We start from the raw sequence: 21,152 nt of genomic DNA on the forward strand, positions 1-21,152 counted from the left end.
CGGCACCGCCCCCGTCGGAGGAACGGCGCCGCGCGGGGGGCGTCAGTGCGCGAAGTGGCGCGTGCCCGTGAGGTAGAGCGTCACGCCCGCGGCCTGCGCGGCAGCGACGACCTCCTCGTCGCGCACCGAACCGCCGGGCTGCACGACCGCGCGGACCCCGGCGTCGAGCAGCACCTGGAGCCCGTCGGCGAACGGGAAGAACGCGTCGGACGCCGCGACGGCGCCGCGCGCGCGCTCGACGTCGCCCGTGTTGGCCCGCTCGACCGCCAGACGGCACGAGTCGACGCGGTTGACCTGGCCCATCCCGACCCCGACCGACGCTCCGCCGTCCGCCAGCAGGATCGCGTTCGACTTCACGGCGCGGACCGCACGCCACGCGAACACGAGGTCGGCGAGCGTCGCCTCGTCGGCGGCCTCGCCCGCGGCGAGCGTCCACGTGGTCGGGTCGTCGCCCGTCGCGTCGACGCGGTCGACCTGCTGCACGAGCAGCCCGCCCGTGACGGCCCGCTGCTCGGTCGCGACCGCGGCCGCGTCGAGGGCGGTCACCTGCAGCAGCCGCACGTTCTTCTTGCGGGTCAGCACCTCGACGGCCTCGGGCTCGAACTCCGGCGCGACGACGACCTCGGTGAAGACGGGCGCGATCTGCTCGGCGGCGGCGAGCGTCAGCGGACGGTTCGTGGCGATGACGCCGCCGAACGCGGACACCGGGTCGCACGCGTGCGCCTTCGCGTGCGCGTCCGCGACGTCGGCCCCGACGGCGATCCCGCACGGGTTCGCGTGCTTGATGATCGCGACCGCCGGGCCCTCGTGGTCGTGCGCGGCGCGCCACGCGGCGTCGGCGTCGACGTAGTTGTTGTACGACATCTGCTTGCCGTGCAGCTGGCGTGCCCCCGCGAGCCCGCGCCCGGCCGCACCGTCGGCCGTCACGTACAGCGCCGCGGCCTGGTGCGGGTTCTCGCCGTAGCGGAGCACGTCGGACCGGGTCCAGGTCGCACCCGTGAAGGCGGGGAACGCGGGCGCGTCGTCGGTGCCGGGCTCGTCGGGCGCGTAGTCCGTCGCGAACCAGCCGGCCACCGCGACGTCGTACGCGGCCGTGTGCGCGAACGCGTCGGCGGCCAGCCGGCGACGCTCCGCGAGCGTGAAGCCGCCCGCCGCGACCGCCGCCGCGACGTCCTCGTAGCGCGCCGGGTCGACGACGACCGCCACGCTCGGGTGGTTCTTGGCCGCCGCGCGGACCATCGACGGGCCGCCGATGTCGATCTGCTCGACGCACTCGTCGGGGCTCGCGCCCGACGCGACCGTGGCGGTGAACGGGTACAGGTTCACGACGACGAGCTCGAACGGCGCGACGCCCAGCTCCTCGAGCTGCGCGACGTGCTCGGGCAGCCGCGTGTCGGCCAGGATCCCGGCGTGCACGCGCGGGTGCAGCGTCTTGACGCGCCCGTCGAGGCACTCGGGGAAGCCGGTGAGGTCCTCGACGCGGGTCACGGGCACGCCCGTCGCGGCGACCGTGGCGGCCGTCGAGCCCGTAGAGACGATCTCGACGCCAGCCGCGTGCAGCGCGGCGGCCAGCTCGGTCAGGCCGGTCTTGTCGTAGACGCTGACGAGCGCGCGGCGCACGGGACGACGCGTCGCGTCGTCGGACGGGGCGGTGGTGGCGGGGGTGGCGGGCACGGAGGACATCGGCAGCTCCCGGTCGGGTGGGTCGGTTCAGGGACCCAGGCACCCAGGCGGGCGGTGCGTGGCGGGGGCACTGCGGCCGCTCCCCGGTGGTTGCACCCACCTGCGCCAGTCACGACCGTGGTCGAGTCTACCGGGCACGGCGTCAGCCGCCGATGACCGCCGTCCGGCCGTCGACGCGCAGCCCTTCGCGCGCGATGCGCCCCACGCAGTCGACCAGCAGGCGCCGCTCGACGACCTTGATGCGCTCGTGCAGCGACGCCTCGTCGTCGTCGGGCAGCACCGGCACGGACTCCTGCGCGAGGATCGGACCGCTGTCGACGCCCTCGTCGATGACGATGACGCTGCACCCCGTGACCTTGACCCCGTACGCGAGCGCGTCGCGCACGCCGTGCGCCCCCGGGAACGACGGCAGCAGCGCGGGGTGCGTGTTGACGATGCGACCGCCGAACCGCTCGAGCGACGGCGCGCCGAGGATCTTCATGAAGCCGGCCTCGACGACGAGGTCGGGCGCGAACACCGCCATCGCCTCGGCGATGCCGACGTCCCACGCGGCCCGGTCCGGGAAGTCCTTGAGCGACACGACGGCCGTCGGCACTCCCGCGTCGCGCGCGATGTCGAGGGCGCGGATGCCGGGCCGGTCGGACACCACGCCGACGACGCGTGCCCCGAACGCAGGGTCGTCGTGCGCCTCGAGGAGCGCCGCGAGGTTGGACCCGGTCCCGGAGACGAGGACGACGAGACGTCCCGCGGCGCGCGTGGCCGGACGGTCCTCCTGCGGGCCGGGACGGGTGGCGGTGGGGTCGGCGGGCGGCGTCACGCGCCGACCCTACCCGCGCTCGCGCACGCCCTGGGACAGCCGTGACCGAGGGACGTGCTCCGTCCCGCACCGTTCCGCGGGCCCCGCCGTCGCCGGTGGGCGACCGTGCCGCACCGGCCCGCGGTGGGTGACAATGCGGGGGTGAGCAACCCGTACGCGCCGCCGGAGGACCGACCGCGGGCGGCTGCGCCCGACGACGGCGGCCCCGACGCGGCACGCCCGGGCACCGCGCCGACCTCCGACGCTCCGGCCGCGCCCGGGGACGCGTCGACGAGTGCTCCCGCCGCACGCCCGACCGGCGCATCGACGACGGGTCTGCGCCCGGTGCCGACGGAGGCCGAGCGTCGTGAGGCCGCCGCCGCACCGCCCGACCCGGTCGGCACCCTCAAGGCTGCCGAGCAGTCGCGCACCGTCGGCGTCCTGCTGCTCGGGTCCGTGCTCGTCGCGACGCTGCCGATGCCGTGGCGGGTCGCGGCCGCCCTGTTCGCGCTCGCGGGCCTCGTGCTCGGCGTGCGGGCGCTCGTCACCGCGGTCCGGGCCCGCGCCCGCGGCGGGCTGCCGGCGATGCTCGCGGTGCTCGTCACGATGTCGGCCGTGTGGTCGCTCGCCGTGCTCACCGCGCTGTCGATCTCGCCGCTCCTGCAGGAGCGCGAGGACTGCATGGCGGGTGCGCTGACCATCACGGCGCAGAAGCAGTGCGAGCACGCGTTCACGGACGGGCTGCAGCGGCCCACGCCCGGCGGCGACGCGGGCTGACGGTCGCGGGCTCGTCGGGCGCGGACGGCGGCGAGCGCCGGGCACCCACGTCGGCCGGCGGTGCGACGGTGACGTCGGGAGGTCAGTCCTCGTCCGGCGGCGCACCGTCCCGGTCCGGGACCCGGAGCAGGCGCCGGACGCGCGCGCGCACGAAGGGGTCGCCCGGGAGCGCGACGAGCGCGGAGCCGACGAGCACACCGAGGGCCACCATGCCGCCGACGGCCCAGCCGTGCGCACCGACCGACGCCATGCGACCGGGCCCCGCGGCGCCGCTCGCGAGCGTGACCAGGGTCGCGACGAGCACGCCCGCCGTGGCCGCCGTCACCGCGCACGCGGCGAGGGCGTGCCAGCCGGCCGTCGGGCGGACACGCCGGTGCACGTACCAGCCGGCGACGAGGCCGACGACGACCAGCACCACCGGCGCGCCCGCGGTGGCGGGCCCGACGAGGTCGGGAGCCGGCAGGCCGCCGAGCAGCGGCACCGCGGGCAGCGGCGTGGGGACGACCTCGGTCGGCGAGAACCGGCTGCCGAGGCCCACGGCGAACCCGGGACCCGACAGCCACGCGAGCGCCCAGACGACGAGGTTCGGCAGGAACGCGAGCTCGGCGAACGCGAGCACGACACCCCCGACCGCGTCGAGGTTCAGGCCCCGCACGACGTCGCCCACGGTCGCCCGGCCCGCGACGACCCAGAGCGTCACGACGAGCGCGGACACCGCGACCAGCAGCGCGGACGCCAGCACGCCGCCGGTGCCGCCGGCGCGCGCCCACGGCGCGACCCGCGACCACGCCGGCCGGGTCAGCGCGCGCAGCGAGGGAGCCTCCGGTCGTCGCAGCAGCCCCGCCCCCAGCCCCAGCGCGCCGATCACCGCACCGCCGACGACCGCACGTGCGGCCGCCCCACCGCCGCCGCCCACCAGGAGCGCGACGAGCCCGGCGGCTGCCGCGTACGCGCCGACCGCGGCCGCGTAGGCGGATCGCGTGGCGACGCCCGACCGCCGCGCCGAGGCGTAGCAGGTGAACAGCGCGAGCAGGCTCACGCCGAGCGGCACGAGCGTGACGCTCGTGCTCGCCACGGTCACGGGCACGCCGTGCCCCAGCAGCCAGACCGCCGCCCCGACGCCGACGGCCTGCGGCCACGCGACGCCCGCGTTGCTCGGGTCGGCGGACGTCGCGACGAACGCCGCGACCGACGGGATCGTGAGCGCCGCGAGCGAGAGGACCGCCGCCTGGAGCGACGCGAGCGCGCCGGTCGCCCAGCGTGGGGCGCCGTCGAGCGCGCTCGTGAAGAAGCGGGACCGGTCGGCGCCGCCGGGGACGGTCCGGCGGCCCGGTCGGGTCGTCGTGGCGGACGGGCGGCCCGTCCGCGGTCCTTCGGCGCTCATCCGGACATCGTCGCCGGAGCCGGAGGTGTCACCCCGCACCTCGGCCCGGCGAGTCGGTCACTCACGGCGCGCCGCGCCCCCGGCGAGCCGGTCGCCGGTCCCCCGCGGTCCCTCCGCACGAGTCCTCCGACGCACGACACCCCCGCGCCCGGGTCGGGAGCGGGGGTGTCGTGGGGTGGTTCAGGAGCGCGTGAGCAGCTCGCGTGCGAGCGCCGCGGTCTCCGACGGGGTCTTGCCGACCTTGACGCCGGCGGCCTCGAGGGCCTCCTTCTTCGCCTGCGCGGTGCCCGACGAGCCGGACACGATCGCGCCCGCGTGGCCCATCGTCTTGCCCTCGGGGGCGGTGAAGCCCGCGACGTAGCCGACGACGGGCTTGGTGACGTTCGCCTGGATGTAGGCGGCGGCCCGCTCCTCGGCGTCACCGCCGATCTCGCCGATCATGACGATGATCTCGGTCTCGGGGTCGGCCTCGAACGCCGCGAGCGCGTCGATGTGCGTCGTGCCGATGATCGGGTCGCCGCCGATGCCGATGGCCGTCGAGAACCCGAAGTCCCGCAGCTCGTACATCATCTGGTAGGTCAGCGTGCCGGACTTCGACACGAGGCCGACCTTGCCGGGGCCCGTGATGTCGGCCGGGATGATGCCCACGTTGGACTTCCCGGGGCTGATGAGGCCGGGGCAGTTCGGGCCGACGAGCCGGACGCCCTTCTCCTGCGCGTAGGAGAAGAACTCCGCGGTGTCGGCCACCGGGACGCCCTCGGTGATGATGACGGCGAGCGGGATGCCCGCGTCGACGGCCTCGACGACCGCGGCCTTGGTGTGGGCCGGCGGCACGAAGATCACGGAGACGTCCGCGCCGGTCTTCTCGATGGCCTCGGCCACCGAGCCGAACACGGGGACGTCGACGTCGCCGAACGACTGGGTCGTCCCCGCCTTGCGCGGGTTGACGCCGCCGACGACGTTCGTGCCGGACGCGAGCATGCGCGTCGTGTGCTTGGTGCCCTCGGAGCCGGTCATGCCCTGGACGATGACCTTGGACGCCTCGGTGAGGAAGATCGCCATGTCTGTCTGCTTCTCTCTGCTTCTCGAGGGTCTCAGGCGGCGGTGTGGGCCAGGCGGGCGGCCTCGTCGGCCCCGCCGTCCATCGTGTCCGCGAGCGTGACGAGCGGGTGGCCGGCGTCCGCGAGGATGCGGCGGCCCTCCAGCACGTTGTTGCCGTCGAGGCGGACGACGAGCGGCTTCGAGGCCTCGTCGCCGAGGATCTCGAGCGCCGCGACGATGCCGTTGGCGACCGCGTCGCACGCCGTGATGCCGCCGAAGACGTTGACGAACACCGACTTGACCTGCGGGTCCGTGAGGATGATGTCGAGACCTGCGGCCATGACCTCGGCCGACGCACCGCCGCCGATGTCGAGGAAGTTGGCCGGCTTGACGCCGCCGTGCGCCTCGCCGGCGTACGCGACGACGTCGAGCGTGCTCATCACGAGCCCCGCGCCGTTGCCGATGATGCCGACCTCGCCGTCGAGCTTGACGTAGTTGAGGTCCTTCTCCTTGGCGCGCGCCTCGAGCGGGTCGGCGGCGGCCTTGTCCTCGAGCGCCTCGTGGTCCGCGTGCCGGAAGTCCGCGTTGGCGTCGAGCGTGACCTTGCCGTCGAGCGCGACGACGTCGCCGTCCTCGGTCAGGACGAGCGGGTTCACCTCGACGAGCGTGGCGTCCTCGGCCTGGTAGACGGTCCACAGCTTCTGCAGGACGTCCGCGACCTTGCCCGCGAGCTCGGGCGCGAAGCCCGCCGCCGCGACGATCTCGTCGGCCTTCGCCTGGTCGATGCCGGTGCGCGGGTCGACCGCGACCTTGGCGAGCGCCTCGGGGCGCTCGACGGCGAGCTGCTCGATCTCCATGCCGCCCTCGACCGAGGCCATCGCGAGGTAGCGACGCTCCGCCCGGTCGAGCAGCAGGGAGAAGTAGAACTCCTGGGCGATCTTCGCGCCGGCCGCGATCATCACGCGGTGCACGGTGTGGCCCTTGATGTCCATGCCGAGGATCTCGCCGGCCTTCTCGGCGGCCTCCTCGGCGGAGCGGGCGAGCTTGACGCCGCCGGCCTTGCCGCGGCCACCGGTCTTCACCTGGGCCTTGACGACGACCACGCCGCCCTCGGCGGGCAGCAGGCGGGTCGCGGCCTCACGGGCCTCGTCCGGGGTCGTGGCGACGATGCCGCCGAGCACGGGGACGCCGTGCTTCTCGAAGATGTCACGTGCCTGGTACTCGAACAGGTCCACTTCGGTCCCGGTTCCTCTCGTCCGACCGGCCTGGCGCGACCACGGTCCGGCCGCAGCGCCGTCGCCGATCGTAGCCGTCGGGCGGAGATGTCTTCACATCGAGAGATGTGGCGTGCGCGACGTCGAGGTGCTCGTCAGCCGTCGACGACGGGCACGTCGGTGAGCCGGAAGGGCGGGCCGCCGTACGGGATGGCGCCCGACCTCGTGAAGCGCACGGGCACGTCGACCGTGACGGTCTCCTGCCCCGTGTCCGGCCAGACGACGGTCACCGTCCGGGTCCCGCCGACCGGCACGACGTTGACGAGCCGGTCGGCGAGCGGCTCGCGGATCGTGCGGTCGCCCACCGTCCGGCGCACGTAGTCCAGCGGGTACGTGCGGCGGTCGCCGTCCAGGAGCGTCACGTTCGTCGCCGCGAACTGCAGCGACGCGTCGAACTCCCCGCGGGCGTCCCACGCGCCGCTCGACAGGACCCCGTCGATCGTCTCGCTCTCACCCGCGGAGTGCGTGAGCTCGAGCTGCCCGACGAGGTACCCGCCGTGGCGGCGCACCTCGGGCAGGCGCACCGCCAGGGTGTCGTCGTCCGCCTGGTAGCTGACGCCCTGCGCCCCCGGGGCGGCGGGACCGTCCGTCGGCGGCAGCGCGCCGTCGGCCTCCTCGACGGCCTGCGCCTCCCCCTCCGGCACGAGCACGATCTCGACACGGCGGTTCAGCGCGCGGGCGTCGGGCGACGTCCCGGCGACCGCGGGCTGGCTCTCGCCCTTCGCGTCGACGGCCACGTCGAAACCCGACAGGTCGGCCACCTGCGCGAGCCGCGTCGCGACCGTCGCCGCGCGCCGCTGCGAGAGGTCGAGGTTGTAGGCGTCGTCCGCGACGTCGTCCGTGTGCCCGACGACGGTCAAGCTCCCGCCGGGGTACGCCGCGACCTCGGCGGCCGCGGCGGCGAGCGCCGACTCCGCCTCGGGTCCGAGCTGGTCGGAGTCCACCGCGAACAGCACGTCGGAGGCGACCTGGACGGTCACCGCCTCGGCCGTCTCGCGCGCACGCACCTGCCCCCCGACGACCTCGGTGTACGCCTCGAGCGGGAAGACGGGCGCCGCCGCGACGCCGCCGTCCAGCAGCTCGTCCGGCGGGACCGTCAGGTCGCCCGCCGCGGCCGCGCTCACCACCGGCACGTCCGCGACCCAGCCGCCCTCGGGGAGCATGACGTCGACGCGCTCGGTGTCGGGCGCGGCGAACGCCGCGTACACGACCTCGTCCCCGTCGGCGGCCTCGTCGGCGGCGTCCGTGGCCGGGCCGCCCGGCGTCCGGTTGCTCGACATCACGGCGCGGTCCTGCTCGTCGCGCGCGACCGGCCGCACCACGCCCTGCGCGGTGTCGACGAGACGCACGCCGCTCGGGCCGGGGCTCGACAGGTTCTCGAAGACGTCCCACAGCGCCATCCGGAGGAACGGCGTCTGCGTGGGCGCCGCGATCCGCAGGACCGCGACGTCGCCGTGCACCGCGACGGGACCGACCTGGAGCTCGACCTCCTCGCCGTCGAGCACGGTCGTGACGACCAGCGGCTCGACGGCCGCCGCGGACGCCGACAGCGTGGACGACGGTGTCGGCGCGGGACCGGGGTCGCCGGCGGTGCAGGCCGCGAGGAGCCCGGCGGCGGTCGTGACGGCGACGAGGACGGTCGTCGGACGACGGACGGGCACGACGGGGCCTCCAGGAGTCGGGGAGCCGGTCACGTGGGCGACGGCTCCGGCAGTATGCCCGACTTGCCCCGGTCGACGACCGTCCGGGCCCGCTCGCGGGGGCCGCGTCACCCGGACGCGGGCGGGACGCGCCGTACGTCACCCGGACGTGTCACCGCCCCGTCCCGCGCCCGGCGGAGGCGCAGTGCACGCAGGTCGTGGCGGTCGGACGGACCTCCAGGCGCGCGGGCGGGATCGGCCTCCCGCACGACGAGCACGTCCCGTACGTCCCCGCGTCCAGACGGGCGAGCGCGCGGTCCACCTCCGTGAGCCGTTCCGTCGCGGCCGCGGCGAGCGCGTCGACCTGCGCGCGCTCGAACGCGATGGTCGCGCCCTCCGGGTCGTGCTCGTCGTCCGCGTTGCTGTCGCGCGACGCGTCGACCACCGCGGTGTGGTCGTCGAGCAGGGCGGCGAGCCGGAGCTCGGCCTCCTGGCGCACGGCCGTGAGCCGCGCGCGCACCTGGTCCGTCGTGGCGTCCATGCGTCCACGGTGCCGTGGACCTCCGACACGCGCGCGCGGTCGCTACGGTCGCGACCATGCCGTCGCGTCCCGTCGTGCCCCCTGCCCGCGCCGACCTGCTCCGCGACCTGGCCGGCCGCGTGCCCGACCCCGCGCGCCACGGTCGACCCGTCCTCGTGGGCGTCGACGGCGTGGACGGGTCGGGCAAGACGGTCCTCGCCGACCAGCTGGCCGAGGCCCTGCGCGCGCGGGGACGCGTGGTCGTGCGCGCGTCGGCCGACGGGTTCCACCGGCCCCGGGCCGAGCGCTACGCGCGCGGGCGGACGTCGCCGGAGGGGTTCTACCGCGACTCGTACGACGACGACGCGTTGCTGCGCGAGCTGCTGGAGCCGTTCGGCCCGGGCGGCTCCCGTCGCTACCGCACGGCGGTGTACGACGTGGCGTCGGAACGGCCGGTCGAGGCACCGCTGCTCACCACGAGCGACGACGCGGTGCTGGTGGTCGACGGGATCTTCCTGCACCGTCGCCGCCTCGCCGCCTGCTGGGACTTCTCGGTGTTCCTCCACGTGCCGTTCGAGGTGACGTTCGCGCGGATGGCCGTGCGGGACGGGTGCCCGGCGGAGCCGGACGACCCGGCGAACGCGCGCTACCGCGACGGGCAGCTGCTGTACCTGCGCGACGTCGCGCCGCGCGCGCGAGCCTCGGTCGTCGTCGACAACACCGACCTGGCGCGACCTCACGTGGTCGCGCCCTGACCGTCCACGCCCCTGCGCCCGCGGGTGCGGGTCACACGCGCCGGGCTGCCCCCCAGGACCGGTCCGGGACTACCGCGGGCACGGCCACGACATCCAGTCGTCAACATCTGTTGACACAATCGGTGCGTCAACGTAAGTTGACGACATGTCCAGCGAGCTCCTGACCGCCGCCGCCGGCGACGACCCCGCCGAGGGTCTGCGCGCCGTCCGCTCGCTGCGCGTCCTCGCCGACCGGCTGGAGGCGCTCCACGTCGAGCGCGCCCGCCGGCTCGGCTGGCCGTGGCAGCACATCGCCGAGGCGCTCGGCGTCACCCGGCAGGCCGTCCACAAGAAGTACGGGAAGAGGTACCCCTGATGTTCGAGCGCTTCACCCACGACGCCCGCCTCGCCGTCGAGCAGGCCCAGGCCGTCGCGCGCCGCCTCGGTGCCGACCACATCGGCTCCGAGCACGTGCTGCTCGGCAGCGTCGCCCAGGGCGACGCCGTCGCGCGCCGGGCACTCGCCCGCGCCGGCGTCGAGCCCGCGGCGCTCGAGCGGGCGGTCCGCGCGCAGTCGACCGACACGCTCGACGCCGAGGCCCTCGCCGGCCTGGGCATCGACCTCGACGCCGTGCGCGAGCAGGTCGAGGCGACCTTCGGCGAAGGCGCGCTCGACGCGCCCGCACCCGGCGGACGCCGCGGTCACCTGCCCTTCGACGCCGACGCCAAGAAGCTCCTCGAGGTCTCGCTGCGCGAGGCGGTCCGGCTCAAGCACCGGCGCATCGACACCGGCCACCTGCTGCTCGCGGCGGCGCGTCTCGACACCGCCGGCTCCGGGCGCGCCCTGCGTGCCGCGGGGGTCGACCGGGACGCCGTCGAGCGGGCCGTGCAGGCCGCCTGGGCCGACGCGGCCTGAGCCGCCACCTCCCGGTCATGGATGCCCCCGCCGCCGAGGCGCGCGAGCGGCCGGGGCGCTCGCCCCGTGAGGTCGGGCTCGCCGCGGGGGCCGTCGCGGTCCGGATGGTCCACCGCCGGCCCGTGCCGCCGGGCGCGCCCGGGCGCGAGACGCTCGACCCGCGGCCGACGCCTCAGCGCGCGGTGACCGGCGCGTAGCCGCAGCACGACGGGCCCGATCCCCTCCGCTCTGGGCGCGACGTCCGCGACAGCACTCCCCCTCCGCGATCGGCGCCCACCGCGCCCGCACCGGGCGCCTGCCGACCGGCCCCCGCCGTCGGCGACCGCATGGCCACGACCTCGGCCCGTCGCGCCAGACGGCGCCGACGCCGACGACCGTCAGTGCCCGGCCGCGGCGAGAAGCGCCCGGAGGGCGGCGCGGAGCCGCTGCACACCGTCGGCGCCGAGCGGCTCGGTGAGCCGGGTCTCGACCTCGATCGAGGCACGCTCCGCCCGGAGGAAGGTCTCGCGGCCGGCGTCGGTGAGCTCGACGACGTTCCGACGCCGGTCGCGGTCGGACGGCCGCCGCGCCACGACGCCGTCCGCTTCCAGCGCGTCCAGCAGGGCCACCATCGAGCTGCGGTCGACGCCGAGGACGGCCGCGATCTCCTGCTGCGACCTGGCCGCTCCGGCGGCGATGACGCGCATCACGCCGAGATCGCGCGTGGTGATCCCCTCCGACGCGAGCGCCGCGTTGGTGCGTTCCTCGAGGACGAGGTGCGCGTGCTTGAGCAGGTAGCCGACGACCTCGTCGGGTGCGCGGACGGGCGGCGTCGGGTCCGACGGGCGCGTTGCCATGGCTCGACTCTACCGCTAGCCTGATCGTCAGTTGTACAAATCATTCTCCGAACTGACGAAAGGTCGTCGCATGCTCCTCGTCACCGGCGGATCCGGCTTCATCGGGTCGCACACCGTCCGCGCGCTCGCCGATCGCGGAGAGCCGTCCGTGCTGCTCCAGCGCAGCTCGGCGGACGTGCCACCCCACCTCGCCGACCTCCCGGTCGTCGCCGCCCAGGGCGACGTGGCCGACCTCGACGCGCTGCGCGCCGTGGCCGACCACGGGCCGGTCACCGGGATCGTGCACCTCGCCGGTTTCCCCTCCCCCCGCGCCGCCGCCCCCGGGCTCGAGCCGACCGAGGACCTGCTGCGCGGCTTCCTCAACGTCGTCCGCGTCGCTCGTGAGTGGGACGTCCGCCGCGTCACCATGGCGAGCACCATCGGCGTGTACGGCGGCATCGAGCACGCGGGGCCGCTGCGCGAGGACCTGCCGCTCCACCTGTCCGCCCCGCACCCGATCCCGCGCTGGAAGAAGATCAGCGAGCTCCTCGCCGAGCAGGCCGTCGAGGCGACAGGGCTCGACATCGTGACCGTGCGCATCTCGGGGACGTGGGGCCCCGCAGGACATGAGGACCCGTTCTTCGCCGCCCCCGCGCTCGTCCACGCCGCCGCGTCGGGCGACGCCGTCGACACCTCGAGGATGATCGGGCAGCCGCGGCTCGGTGACGGGCTCGACCTCTGCTACGTCAAGGACACGGCTCGCGCCATCGCGCTCCTGCAGCTCGCCGACAGCCTCCGCCACCGCACCTACAACGTCGGGACAGGGCGCGTGACCACCAACGCGGAGATCATCGCCGCGATCCGGACCGTCGAGCCCGACTTCGACGTCGAGATGCCCGAGGGCTCGGCCCACCCCGCGAACGCGCTCGACATCACGCGCCTGCGGGAGGACACCGGCTACCGACCCGAGTTCGACACGCGGGCTGCCGCTGCGGACTACCTGGCGTGGCTGCGCGCCGGCAACGAACGCTGAGCAGTCACGCGCACGCGTCGCGGCCGCGACGACGGCGGAGCGTCGCGGGGCGGACACCCCGCGGCGCCACGTGCGGCCACCGCTTCCGCCCTCGGCCGTGCCGTGTCGTGCCGTGTCGTGCCGTGTCGCGTCGTGCCGCGGCGCGGCGCGGCGCGTCAGAGCTTGGTGACCGGCGAGTAGCGCAGGAGCAGGCGCTTGGTGCCCTCGGTGCCGAAGTCGACCTTCGCGACGGCGTTCGGCCCGGCCCCCTCGAGCCCGACGACCGTGCCGAGCCCGTAGGCGTCGTGCGTCACGCGGTCGCCGATCGCGAGGTTCGGCACGTCGCCGCGCGGCGTCGCGGACCCGAACTTCGCGCCCGTCGACGGCAGGGTGGGCTTCGTCTCCTTGGGCGCCCGCTCGGTCCGGCCGCCGGACCGGTAGCCGCCCGACCCGGAGCCCGAGCCGTAGCCGCCCGACCCGGCGCGACCGGACCCGTAGCCGCCGGACCCGAAGCCCGAGCCCCACCCGCCGCGCAGCGACGACGTCGACGACTCGCGGCGCCGCCAGTCGACGAGCTCCTCGGGCAGGTCGTCGAGGAACCGGCTGGGCGGGAACTCGTTCGGCACGCCCCAAGCCGTGCGGACCGCCGCGCGCGAGATGTACAGCCGCTCACGCGCCCGGGTGAGCCCGACGTAGGCGAGCCGGCGCTCCTCGGCGAGCTGGTCGGTGTCCGTCAGCGAGCGCATGTGCGGGAACGTCCCGTCCTCCATGCCGGTGAGGAACACGACGGGGAACTCGAGCCCCTTGGCGGTGTGCAGCGTCATGAGCGTGATGACGCCCTGGTCCGGCTGGCGCGGCGCGTCGTCGTCGGCGTCGTCCCCGCCGTCGGGCGTCGGGATCTGGTCGGAGTCCGCCACGAGCGAGACACGCTCGAGGAAGTCGGCGAGGTCGCCGTCGGGGTCGCTCTGCTCGAACTCGGTGGCGACGGCGTGCAGCTCGGCCAGGTTCTCGACGCGCGACGCGTCCTGCGGGTCCTCGCTGGCCCGCAGCTCGGCGAGGTAGCCGGACCTGTCGAGCACGGCCCCGAGCACCTCGGCGGGGCCCGCGCCCTGGAACGCGAGCACGCGCAGGTCGGACATCATCGCCGCGAACGACGACAGCCCGGTGATCGCGCGCGTGCCCAGCCCGGGCACCTCGTCGAGCCGGTCGAGCGCCGCGCCGAACGAGATGCGCTCGCGCTCCGCGAACGACGCGACCATCGCCTCCGACCGGTCCCCCAGCCCGCGCTTCGGCACGTTGAGGATGCGGCGCAGGTTGACGTCGTCGTCGGGGTTCGCGATCGCACGCAGGTACGCGACCGCGTCCTTGATCTCCTTGCGCTCGTAGAAGCGCGTTCCGCCGACGACCTTGTACGGCAGGCCGACGCGGATCAGCACCTCCTCGAGCGCGCGGGACTGCGCGTTCGCGCGGTAGAAGATCGCGACGTCGCCGGGTCGCACGCCGTCGGAGTCGCCGAGGCGGTCGATCTCCTGCGCGACGAAGCGCGCCTCCTCGTGCTCGGTGTCCGCGACGTACGCGACGATCTGCGCGCCCTGGCCCGAGTCGGTCCACAGCCGCTTGGGCTTGCGGCCGGCGTTCCGGCTGATGACCGCGTTCGCGGCGGAGAGGATCGTCTGCGTCGAGCGGTAGTTCTGCTCCAGCAGGATCGTGCGCGCGTCGGGGTAGTCGGCCTCGAACTCGAGGATGTTGCGGATCGAGGCGCCGCGGAACGCGTAGATCGACTGGTCGGCGTCGCCGACGACCGTGAGCTCGCCGCGCGGCACCTCCTCGCCGTCCGCGCCGGCTGCCGAGCCGCTGTGCCCGACGAGCTCGCGCACGAGCATGTACTGCGCGTGGTTGGTGTCCTGGTACTCGTCGACGAGCACGTGCCGGAACCGCCGCCGGTAGTGCTCGGCGACCGCCGGGAAGCCCTGCAGCAGGTGGACGGTCGACATGATGAGGTCGTCGAAGTCGAGCGCCTGCGCCTGCCGCAGCCGCGCCTGGTAGCGCGTGTAGACCTGCGCGAGCGCGGTGTCGAAGTCGTTCGCCGCTCCCCCGCCGCTGGTCGCCGCGAACGTCTCGGGGTCCACGAGCTCGTCCTTGAGCGCGGAGATCTTCGCCGACAGCGCCTTCGCCGGGTACTTCTTCGGGTCGAGGTCGAGCTCGCGCGCGACGAGCGTGAGCAGGCGCTGCGAGTCGGCGGCGTCGTAGATCGAGAAGCTCGACCGGAGACCGAGCGTCGCGGCCTCGCGCCGCAGGATCCGGACGCACGCGGAGTGGAACGTCGAGACCCACATGTTCCGGGCGGACGGCCCGACGAGGTGCTCGACGCGCTCGCGCATCTCCGCCGCGGCCTTGTTGGTGAACGTGATCGCGAGGATCTCGCCCGGGCGCGACCGGCGCGTGGCCAGCAGGTGGGCGATGCGGTGCGTCAGCACGCGCGTCTTGCCCGAGCCGGCGCCCGCGACGATGAGCAGCGGGCCGCCGCTGTGGACGACGGCCTCCTTCTGCTGCGGGTTGAGCCCGACGAGCAGCGCGTCCGCGCGCTCCTGACGGCGGGCGTCACGCTCCTGGGCGGCGTCGTCCTCACCGCGCGGGGGCACGACGGCGGGCAGACCGGACGGCTCACCGGCCGTCCGGCGCGACGGGACGGCGCCACCGGGCACGGGCAGGGAGAGGCTCTCGAACAGCGATGTCATGACAGGACAAGCGTAGGCGTCGCCACCGACACGGAGGGACCGCCGCGCACAGGCGGGAGGCACCGGGCGGCGTCCGGCCCACGGGCGGGACGAGGCCGGGCACCGTGCGCCGGACGGGCCCTCCGGTCAGGTGACGGCGAGCCCGACGCCCCACGCGGCGGTCGTGACGAGCGCCCCCGCGAGCTCGACGAGGATCGTCACGCCCGTGGCCTGCAGCGCGACGACCGTGGCCTTCCACGCGGGCCCGTGCTCGCGCAGCCGGACCCACTCGGCGGCGTAGGTCCCGACGACGAACCCGAGCGGCAGACCGACGACCGGGACGACGAAGAACCCGACGACGCCGAGCAGACCGCCCCACACGAGCGTGCTGTTCGGCACACCGCGACGCTGGAGGTGCCGACCCGCGAGCAGGTACTTGCCGACCGCCGCCACCCCGGTCGCGAGGACCGCGACGGCGACGACGGTCCACCCCGCGGCCCCGCCCGTGAGGACGCCCCAGGCGATGACGGCACCGGCGACGAGGATGCCGCCGGGCAGCACCTGCACGACGACGCCGAACAGCCCGACGAGCACGACGACGCCGATCAGGACCTCTCCGACCACACCCATGGCGGCAGACCCTAGCCGTCGTCAGGCCGCTCAGCGCCAGAGGACGGCGATCGCGACGTTGAGCACGGTGAGGCCGAGGACGCCGCCGAGCAGGCCCTTCGTGACCTTCTCCGGACGACGCGTGCCGTACACGACGAGCCCGGTCACGACGAGCGCGACGACGAGCTTCACGGCGACCTTGACGTTGTTCGGGTCGCGCAGCTCGTCGCTCGCCGACGCGAGCCCGACCATGAGGATGCCCGTGATCAGCGCCGTGAGGATCCCGTGCAGCGCGCCCCTGGGGAGCCGGTTGTCGCGCATCGTGACGAGCGTGCCGCCGAGCACGATCGCCCAGCCCAGGAGGTGCAGGAAGAGGAGGACGTGCTGCAGGAGTTCCATGCCTCCCGAGCCTAGCCGCCGCCCGTGCACGTTTCTGACGTTCCGTCAGATCGATCGCGTCACACGTCCGGCCGCACCCCGGCGCGCGACCGGGTCACAGCAGCCGGCGCGCCGCCGCCCACCGCGTCAGCTCGTGCCGGCTCGACAGCTGCAGCTTGCGCAGCACCGCCGACACGTGGGTCTCGACCGTCTTCACGGAGATGAACAGCTCCGCGGCGACCTCGCGGTACGTGTAGCCGCGCGCGATGAGCCGCATGACCTCGCGCTCGCGCGCCGACAGCCGGTCGAGCTCGTCGTCACCCGTCGCGACGTCGCCGGCGGCCGCGCCGAACGCGTCGAGCACGAACCCCGCGAGCCGCGGCGAGAACACCGCGTCCCCGCCCGCGACGCGGCGCACCGCGTCGGACAGCTCGCCGCCGTCGATCGCCTTCGTCACGTAGCCGCGCGCACCCGACCGGATGACGGCGACCACGTCCTCCGCGGCGTCGGAGACCGACAGCGCGAGGAACCGCGTCGTGCCACCCAGGTCGACGCAGCGCCGGATCACCTCGGCACCACCGCCTCCGTCGCCCCCGGGCAGGTGCACGTCGAGCAGCACCACCGGCGGCTGCAGCTCGTGCACCACGCGGACCGCGGACTCGACGTCGTCGGCCTCACCGACGACGCGCACCCCCGCGTCGAGCGACGCCTTGACCCCCGTCCGGAACAGGTGGTGGTCGTCGACGAGGACGACGTCCACGGCACCGGTCGACGGGCCCGTCGTGTCCGTGCTCATCTCGCTTCCCCTCCCTCGGCCGCCGCCGCCGCGCGCACCGGCACCAGCAGGTGCACCTCTGTGCCGCGACCCGGCCGGCTGGTCACCTCGGCCGTACCGCCACGACGGCGGACCCGGCCCATGATCGACTCGCGCACCCCGAACCGGTCAGGCCCGATCGCGTCCACGTCGAACCCGTCGCCCCGGTCCTTGACGAACACCTCGACCGCGTCGGACCGCACCTCGAGGTACAGCGACACCGGCGGGCGACCGTGCACGACGGCGTTGACGAGCGCCTCGCGCGTCGCCTGGACGAGCGCCTCGGTGTCGGCGTCCGGGACACGGTCCCCGACGACGACCACGTCGACGGCGACCGGGTCGCCCGTCGGGCCGGACCGCGAGTCCTCGACCTCGGCGACGACGTCCTTGACGACCGCCGCGACCGACGTGCCGGGGGCCGGACGCTCGTCGTACATCCACTCGCGCAGCTCACGCTCCTGCGCACGCGCCATGCGCGCGACCTCGGCCGCGTCGTCCGCACGTGCGCGGATGAGCGCGAGCGTCTGCAGCACCGAGTCGTGCAGGTGCGCGGCGATGTCGGCGCGCTCCGACTCCCGGGCGCGGGCGGCCCGCTCGTCACCCAGCGCCCGGACCAGCCGCAGCCACCACGGCGCGAGCACGAGCCCGACGCCGGCGAGCACGGCCACGGCCGCGACGACCGCCTGCACGAACGCCGCCGGCTCGATGCCGCTGCCCATGAGCTGCCCGACCAGCAGCAGCCCGCCCACGCCCGCGAGCACGACTCCCCCGAGCAGGCGCAGCACACCGACCGTCGGGCGGCCCTTCTCGGTGCGCCACCGCTCACGCGGCACGTGGTCGAGCTGGCTCCACGCGAGCCCGAGACCCGCGAGCAGCACGAGCGACGGCAGCAGCCAGTCGACGTTGAGGTCGAGGCCCAGCCGCGTCGCGACGAGCGCGATCGAGCCCAGCACGAGCGCGACGCCGGTGAGGATCGCCGCGAGCGGCAGCCTGCGGGCGGGGTCGGCGTCGTGCTGGCGCCGCGCCAGGCGCGTGAGCGCGGTCGGTCGCGACTCGGTCGCCGCCGCGGCCGGATCTCCCGCGGGGACGGTCAGCCACCAGAACACGTAGAGCGCCGGGCCGACCGCCGCGACCGGCGCGAGGACCACGAACGCGAACCGCACGAGCCCCACGGGGACGTCGAGGTGCGCCGCGAGCCCGACCGCCACGCCCGCGAACCAGCGGCCGCGCTGAGGACGGCGCAACGGCAGCCGCACGCGCGGCACGGCGGTGCCGGCCGGTCGCGACGGAGCAGGTGCGGAGGTCACGCACCGATCGTCACACGTCAGCTGGGGTGCTCACGGCCTTCCCGGCACCAGATCAGGGACGCGCCCCCCGAGGATCAGGGCCCGGCACCCCGAAGGATCAGGGTCGGGTCAGGGGAGCACCCGATCCCGCCGGGCCACCCTCGCGGGGAAGGATCGAGCCATGGACACGAACACCCCTGCCGGCGGACCTGCCGGCCCAGACGCGCCGGGAGCACGCGGCGAGCACGGCGCTCCGACCGCGCCCTACGGCACCCCGCCGCCGTTCGACTCCGCCCCGCGGCCCCCCGCAGCGGGCGGCTTCTTCGCGGCCGTGCGCCGCACCGGCATGTTCCGCGGCGACGACCGCTGGATCGGCGGCGTCTGCGACGGGCTCGCACGGCGGTTCGGCCTCGACCCGCTGCTCGTGCGCGGCCTGTTCGCCGCGTCGATCCTGCTCGGTGGTCTCGGGCTCGTCGTCTACGGGGTCGCCTGGGCGCTGCTGCCCGAGCAGTCCGACGGCCGCATCCACCTCGAGGAGATGGTCGCGGGCCGGTTCGACGTGGCCCTGCTCGGCGCGCTCGGCGTCGCGATCGTCGGCCTCGCGCGCGGCGACCACTGGTTCTGGTTCTGGGACGGCCCTCCGGGATGGCTCCAGGGGCTCCTCTGGGTCGCGTTCATCGCCGGGGTCATCGCGCTGATCGTCACCGCGGCGAGCCGCCGGTCGACGCCCGCGCCCGTCTACGGCCCGGCCCCCTACGGCCCGGCCCCCGCCGCGGCGGCGCCCGCCGACCCGTGGGTCAAGCAGCCGGCCCCGGCCCGCACCGCCGCGGCGACCGCCGCCCCGGCCCGGTCCACGACGAGCGCGCCCGCCCCCGGCTACCCCGCTCCCGGCGCTCCCGCGCCCGGTGCTCCCGCAGCCGGTGCGCCCTTCGCCGGCACGGCACCGTACGGCCCCTACGGCCCGTACCCCGCACCCGGCTCGTCGGGCCCGTACCGCCAGGGCCCCACGCCGCCCGCGCCTCCCGCACCGCCGGTCCCGCTCGTCCCGCCGCCTCCGCCCGCGCCGCGCAAGCCGCGCGTCCTCGGCCCCGGCGTCGGCATGGTCGGCACGGTCGTGGCTCTGAGCCTCATCGGCCTCGCGGTCCTTCTCATGGCCGACCGCACCGGCGACTTCGACGGCCCCGTCGCGCTCACCGCGCTCGGCATCGGCATCGTCCTCGCAGGCCTCGGGATCATCGTGTCGGGGCTGCGCGGCCGCCGCAGCGGCGCCCTCGGCGCCCTCGCGATCGTCGGCATCCTCGTCGCGCTGCCCGTCGGGGCCGCCCAGACCACCGACTGGGTCTGGACGTCGGGCTCGCAGCGACAGCTCGACGGTGGGACCTACGTCGTCGACAGCCGCCGAGCCGCCGCCGACGGGTTCGACCTCGGGTTCGGCGACGCGCTCGTCGACCTCACCGGAGTCCCCCTCACGAGCAGCACGCTCGACGTCCCCGTCTCGCTCGGCGCGGGCAACCTCACGGTCGTCGTCCCCGCGGACGCCGCCGTCACCGCCGACGTGAAGGCCGGCGCCGGGACCGTCCGCTGGGAGCTCGACGGCTCGACGCGCACGATCGACGGGCTCGGAATCTCCGAGCAGAGCTTCGAGGACGAGCAGACACGCAACGGCACCACCCCGCAGCTCGACCTGCACGTCAGCGTGGGCGCGGGCGAGGTCCGGATCATCGAGGAGCAGGCATGAGCACCGACGACACCCGCCACCAGCCGGAGCCGGCGACGGACCCGACCGCCGCACCGCCCGCTACCGACGCGACCGCACCGCTGCCGACGACGGACGAGCCGCGCACCGACGCCGACGCCCCGGACGCGCCCGAGGACGCGGACGTGGCCGAGGACGCGGACGTGGCCGACGACGCGGACGTGGCCGACGACGGGGACATGGCTGAGGACGCGGACGTGGCGGACGGGATCGGCGCGGCCGACCGCGCCGACGTGCCCGAGGACGCGTCCATCGACGCCGGCGCGGACGCCGACGTGGTGACCGCGCCGCACGTGGCGGCCGAGTCGGTCGACGACGCGCACGCCACGCGGCCGCTGCCGCCCGTCGCCTCGACCTCGCCGTCCGACGGGACGACGCCGCTCCCGCGGGAGGACGAGACCCAGCCGCTCCTGCGGGCGGAGGAGACCCAGCCGCTCCCGCGGGCGGACGAGACCCAGCCGCTGCCTCCGGCGGACGAGACGCGCCCGCTGCCGGCGATGACGAAGGACCGGCCCGCACAGGACGACGAGCCTTCTGCCTCCGCGCAGGACGGGTACACCCGCCCGCTCCCGCCGACGACGGACGACCGTCCGCCGCTGATCGACGAGCTCGCGAGCCTGTCGACGCCCGAGCCGGAGCCCCGGCCGGCGCCCGCAGCCGCTCCGACCTCGGTGCCGACTCCGGCGCCCGGTCCGGCCATGTCGGGCACGAGCCCGACGGTCGCCGCCCCGACGATCGCCGCTCCGGTCACGGAGCCGGAGAAGGAGCCGCGTGCGCGGCTGCGGGTCGGCACGGTCGTGTGGGGCCTCGTCCTCGCGGCGATCGGCGTCGGGATCCTCGCGTGGGCCTCGGGGCTCGCGATCGACCTCCAGCTCGCGCTGATCGTGCTGCTCGCGGCCGCGGGCGCGGCGCTCCTCGTCGGGTCGCTGCTCTCGGCCGCCCGCAGCTCGCGCCAGGCGGCCGCCGCCCGGCGATGACGTCGGGCGGCCGCACCCCCGCCG

At 75.5% G+C, this 21,152-nt stretch carries 21 protein-coding genes and 1 riboswitch; of the genes, 8 read left to right on the top strand and 13 right to left on the bottom strand.

What is annotated here, in order from left to right:
- Nucleotides 1-42: 42 nt before the first annotated feature.
- A complete protein-coding gene (gene purH / locus GXP71_RS10770) occupies nt 43-1,683 on the bottom strand; it encodes a bifunctional phosphoribosylaminoimidazolecarboxamide formyltransferase/IMP cyclohydrolase (RefSeq protein WP_162352655.1) in 1,641 nt (546 codons plus the stop codon).
- A gap of 34 nt (nt 1,684-1,717) precedes the next feature.
- A riboswitch (ZMP/ZTP riboswitch) is annotated at nt 1,718-1,806 on the bottom strand.
- 19 nt (nt 1,807-1,825) lie between these two features.
- Nucleotides 1,826-2,500, bottom strand: coding sequence for a phosphoribosylglycinamide formyltransferase (gene purN / locus GXP71_RS10775; RefSeq protein ID WP_162352656.1), 675 nt, complete (start codon nt 2,498-2,500; stop codon nt 1,826-1,828).
- A gap of 141 nt (nt 2,501-2,641) precedes the next feature.
- Between purN and GXP71_RS10780 the strand changes: the two genes are divergently transcribed.
- The gene (locus tag GXP71_RS10780) at nt 2,642-3,256 is read left to right on the top strand and encodes a hypothetical protein (protein WP_162352657.1); all 615 of its coding nucleotides are present in this window, start codon (nt 2,642-2,644) and stop codon (nt 3,254-3,256) included.
- A gap of 82 nt (nt 3,257-3,338) precedes the next feature.
- Here the strand turns inward: GXP71_RS10780 and GXP71_RS10785 are convergent, their stop codons facing one another.
- From GXP71_RS10785 to GXP71_RS10805, 5 genes are all read right to left on the bottom strand, one after another.
- Nucleotides 3,339-4,640, bottom strand: a complete 1,302-nt coding sequence (locus GXP71_RS10785; protein WP_162352658.1) for a DUF6350 family protein — start codon at nt 4,638-4,640, stop codon at nt 3,339-3,341.
- Nucleotides 4,641-4,820: 180 nt separating this feature from the next.
- Nucleotides 4,821-5,702, bottom strand: coding sequence for a succinate--CoA ligase subunit alpha (sucD, locus tag GXP71_RS10790; protein WP_162352659.1), 882 nt, complete (start codon nt 5,700-5,702; stop codon nt 4,821-4,823).
- Nucleotides 5,703-5,734: 32 nt separating this feature from the next.
- On the bottom strand, nt 5,735-6,916 hold the full coding sequence (sucC, locus tag GXP71_RS10795) for an ADP-forming succinate--CoA ligase subunit beta (RefSeq protein ID WP_162352660.1): 1,182 nt from the start codon (nt 6,914-6,916) through the stop codon (nt 5,735-5,737).
- Between the two features lie 134 nt (nt 6,917-7,050).
- Nucleotides 7,051-8,616 carry an OmpA family protein gene (locus GXP71_RS10800; protein ID WP_162352661.1) on the bottom strand — a complete coding sequence of 522 codons (1,566 nt, stop codon included), beginning with the start codon at nt 8,614-8,616 and terminating at the stop codon, nt 7,051-7,053.
- A gap of 151 nt (nt 8,617-8,767) precedes the next feature.
- The gene (locus tag GXP71_RS10805; protein WP_162352662.1) at nt 8,768-9,136 is read right to left on the bottom strand and encodes a TraR/DksA C4-type zinc finger protein; all 369 of its coding nucleotides are present in this window, start codon (nt 9,134-9,136) and stop codon (nt 8,768-8,770) included.
- A 56-nt stretch (nt 9,137-9,192) separates the two neighbouring features.
- On the opposite strand from GXP71_RS10805, the gene GXP71_RS10810 reads away from it, so the two are divergent.
- The 4 genes from GXP71_RS10810 (at nt 9,193) to GXP71_RS10825 (ending at nt 10,961) form a co-directional block, all read left to right on the top strand.
- Nucleotides 9,193-9,870 (top strand): uridine kinase, encoded by a 678-nt coding sequence (locus GXP71_RS10810; RefSeq protein ID WP_162352663.1) that lies wholly within the window; start codon nt 9,193-9,195, stop codon nt 9,868-9,870.
- A 145-nt stretch (nt 9,871-10,015) separates the two neighbouring features.
- Complete coding sequence (locus GXP71_RS10815) at nt 10,016-10,225, top strand: RNA polymerase subunit sigma-70 (protein ID WP_162352664.1); 210 nt, start codon at nt 10,016-10,018, stop codon at nt 10,223-10,225.
- On the top strand, nt 10,225-10,764 hold the full coding sequence (locus GXP71_RS10820; protein WP_162352665.1) for a Clp protease N-terminal domain-containing protein: 540 nt from the start codon (nt 10,225-10,227) through the stop codon (nt 10,762-10,764). Before GXP71_RS10815 ends, GXP71_RS10820 begins: the two co-directional genes overlap by 1 nt.
- Before the next feature lie 17 nt (nt 10,765-10,781).
- Nucleotides 10,782-10,961, top strand: coding sequence for a hypothetical protein (locus GXP71_RS10825; protein ID WP_162352666.1), 180 nt, complete (start codon nt 10,782-10,784; stop codon nt 10,959-10,961).
- Between the two features lie 180 nt (nt 10,962-11,141).
- Here the strand turns inward: GXP71_RS10825 and GXP71_RS10830 are convergent, their stop codons facing one another.
- Nucleotides 11,142-11,600, bottom strand: a complete 459-nt coding sequence (locus GXP71_RS10830; RefSeq protein ID WP_162352667.1) for a MarR family winged helix-turn-helix transcriptional regulator — start codon at nt 11,598-11,600, stop codon at nt 11,142-11,144.
- Between the two features lie 70 nt (nt 11,601-11,670).
- Here GXP71_RS10830 and GXP71_RS10835 point away from each other — a divergent pair, with 70 nt between their 5' ends.
- Nucleotides 11,671-12,612 carry an NAD(P)-dependent oxidoreductase gene (locus GXP71_RS10835; protein WP_162352668.1) on the top strand — a complete coding sequence of 314 codons (942 nt, stop codon included), beginning with the start codon at nt 11,671-11,673 and terminating at the stop codon, nt 12,610-12,612.
- 155 nt (nt 12,613-12,767) lie between these two features.
- Here the strand turns inward: GXP71_RS10835 and pcrA are convergent, their stop codons facing one another.
- The 5 genes from pcrA to GXP71_RS10860 all read right to left on the bottom strand — a co-directional run bounded on the left by pcrA (nt 12,768) and on the right by GXP71_RS10860 (nt 18,416).
- Nucleotides 12,768-15,329 (bottom strand): DNA helicase PcrA, encoded by a 2,562-nt coding sequence (pcrA, locus tag GXP71_RS10840; RefSeq protein WP_162352669.1) that lies wholly within the window; start codon nt 15,327-15,329, stop codon nt 12,768-12,770.
- 126 nt (nt 15,330-15,455) lie between these two features.
- Complete coding sequence (locus GXP71_RS10845) at nt 15,456-15,938, bottom strand: DUF456 domain-containing protein (RefSeq protein ID WP_162352670.1); 483 nt, start codon at nt 15,936-15,938, stop codon at nt 15,456-15,458.
- A 30-nt stretch (nt 15,939-15,968) separates the two neighbouring features.
- Entirely contained in the window at nt 15,969-16,316 is a 348-nt protein-coding gene (locus GXP71_RS10850; protein WP_162352671.1) for a hypothetical protein, read from the bottom strand.
- A 94-nt stretch (nt 16,317-16,410) separates the two neighbouring features.
- Complete coding sequence (locus tag GXP71_RS10855; RefSeq protein WP_162352672.1) at nt 16,411-17,091, bottom strand: response regulator transcription factor; 681 nt, start codon at nt 17,089-17,091, stop codon at nt 16,411-16,413.
- Nucleotides 17,088-18,416, bottom strand: a complete 1,329-nt coding sequence (locus tag GXP71_RS10860; RefSeq protein WP_162352673.1) for an ATP-binding protein — start codon at nt 18,414-18,416, stop codon at nt 17,088-17,090. Before GXP71_RS10860 ends, GXP71_RS10855 begins: the two co-directional genes overlap by 4 nt.
- Nucleotides 18,417-18,576: 160 nt before the next feature.
- Between GXP71_RS10860 and GXP71_RS10865 the strand changes: the two genes are divergently transcribed.
- Both GXP71_RS10865 and GXP71_RS10870 read left to right on the top strand, forming a co-directional pair.
- Entirely contained in the window at nt 18,577-20,133 is a 1,557-nt protein-coding gene (locus GXP71_RS10865) for a PspC domain-containing protein (RefSeq protein ID WP_162352674.1), read from the top strand.
- Entirely contained in the window at nt 20,130-21,128 is a 999-nt protein-coding gene (locus GXP71_RS10870) for a hypothetical protein (RefSeq protein WP_162352675.1), read from the top strand. The genes GXP71_RS10865 and GXP71_RS10870 overlap by 4 nt, the downstream gene beginning before the upstream one ends.
- The last annotated feature ends 24 nt before the right edge of the window (nt 21,129-21,152 follow it).

Source organism: Cellulomonas sp. H30R-01 (genome assembly GCF_010119915.1).
Lineage (GTDB): Bacteria > Actinomycetota > Actinomycetes > Actinomycetales > Cellulomonadaceae > Cellulomonas > Cellulomonas algicola.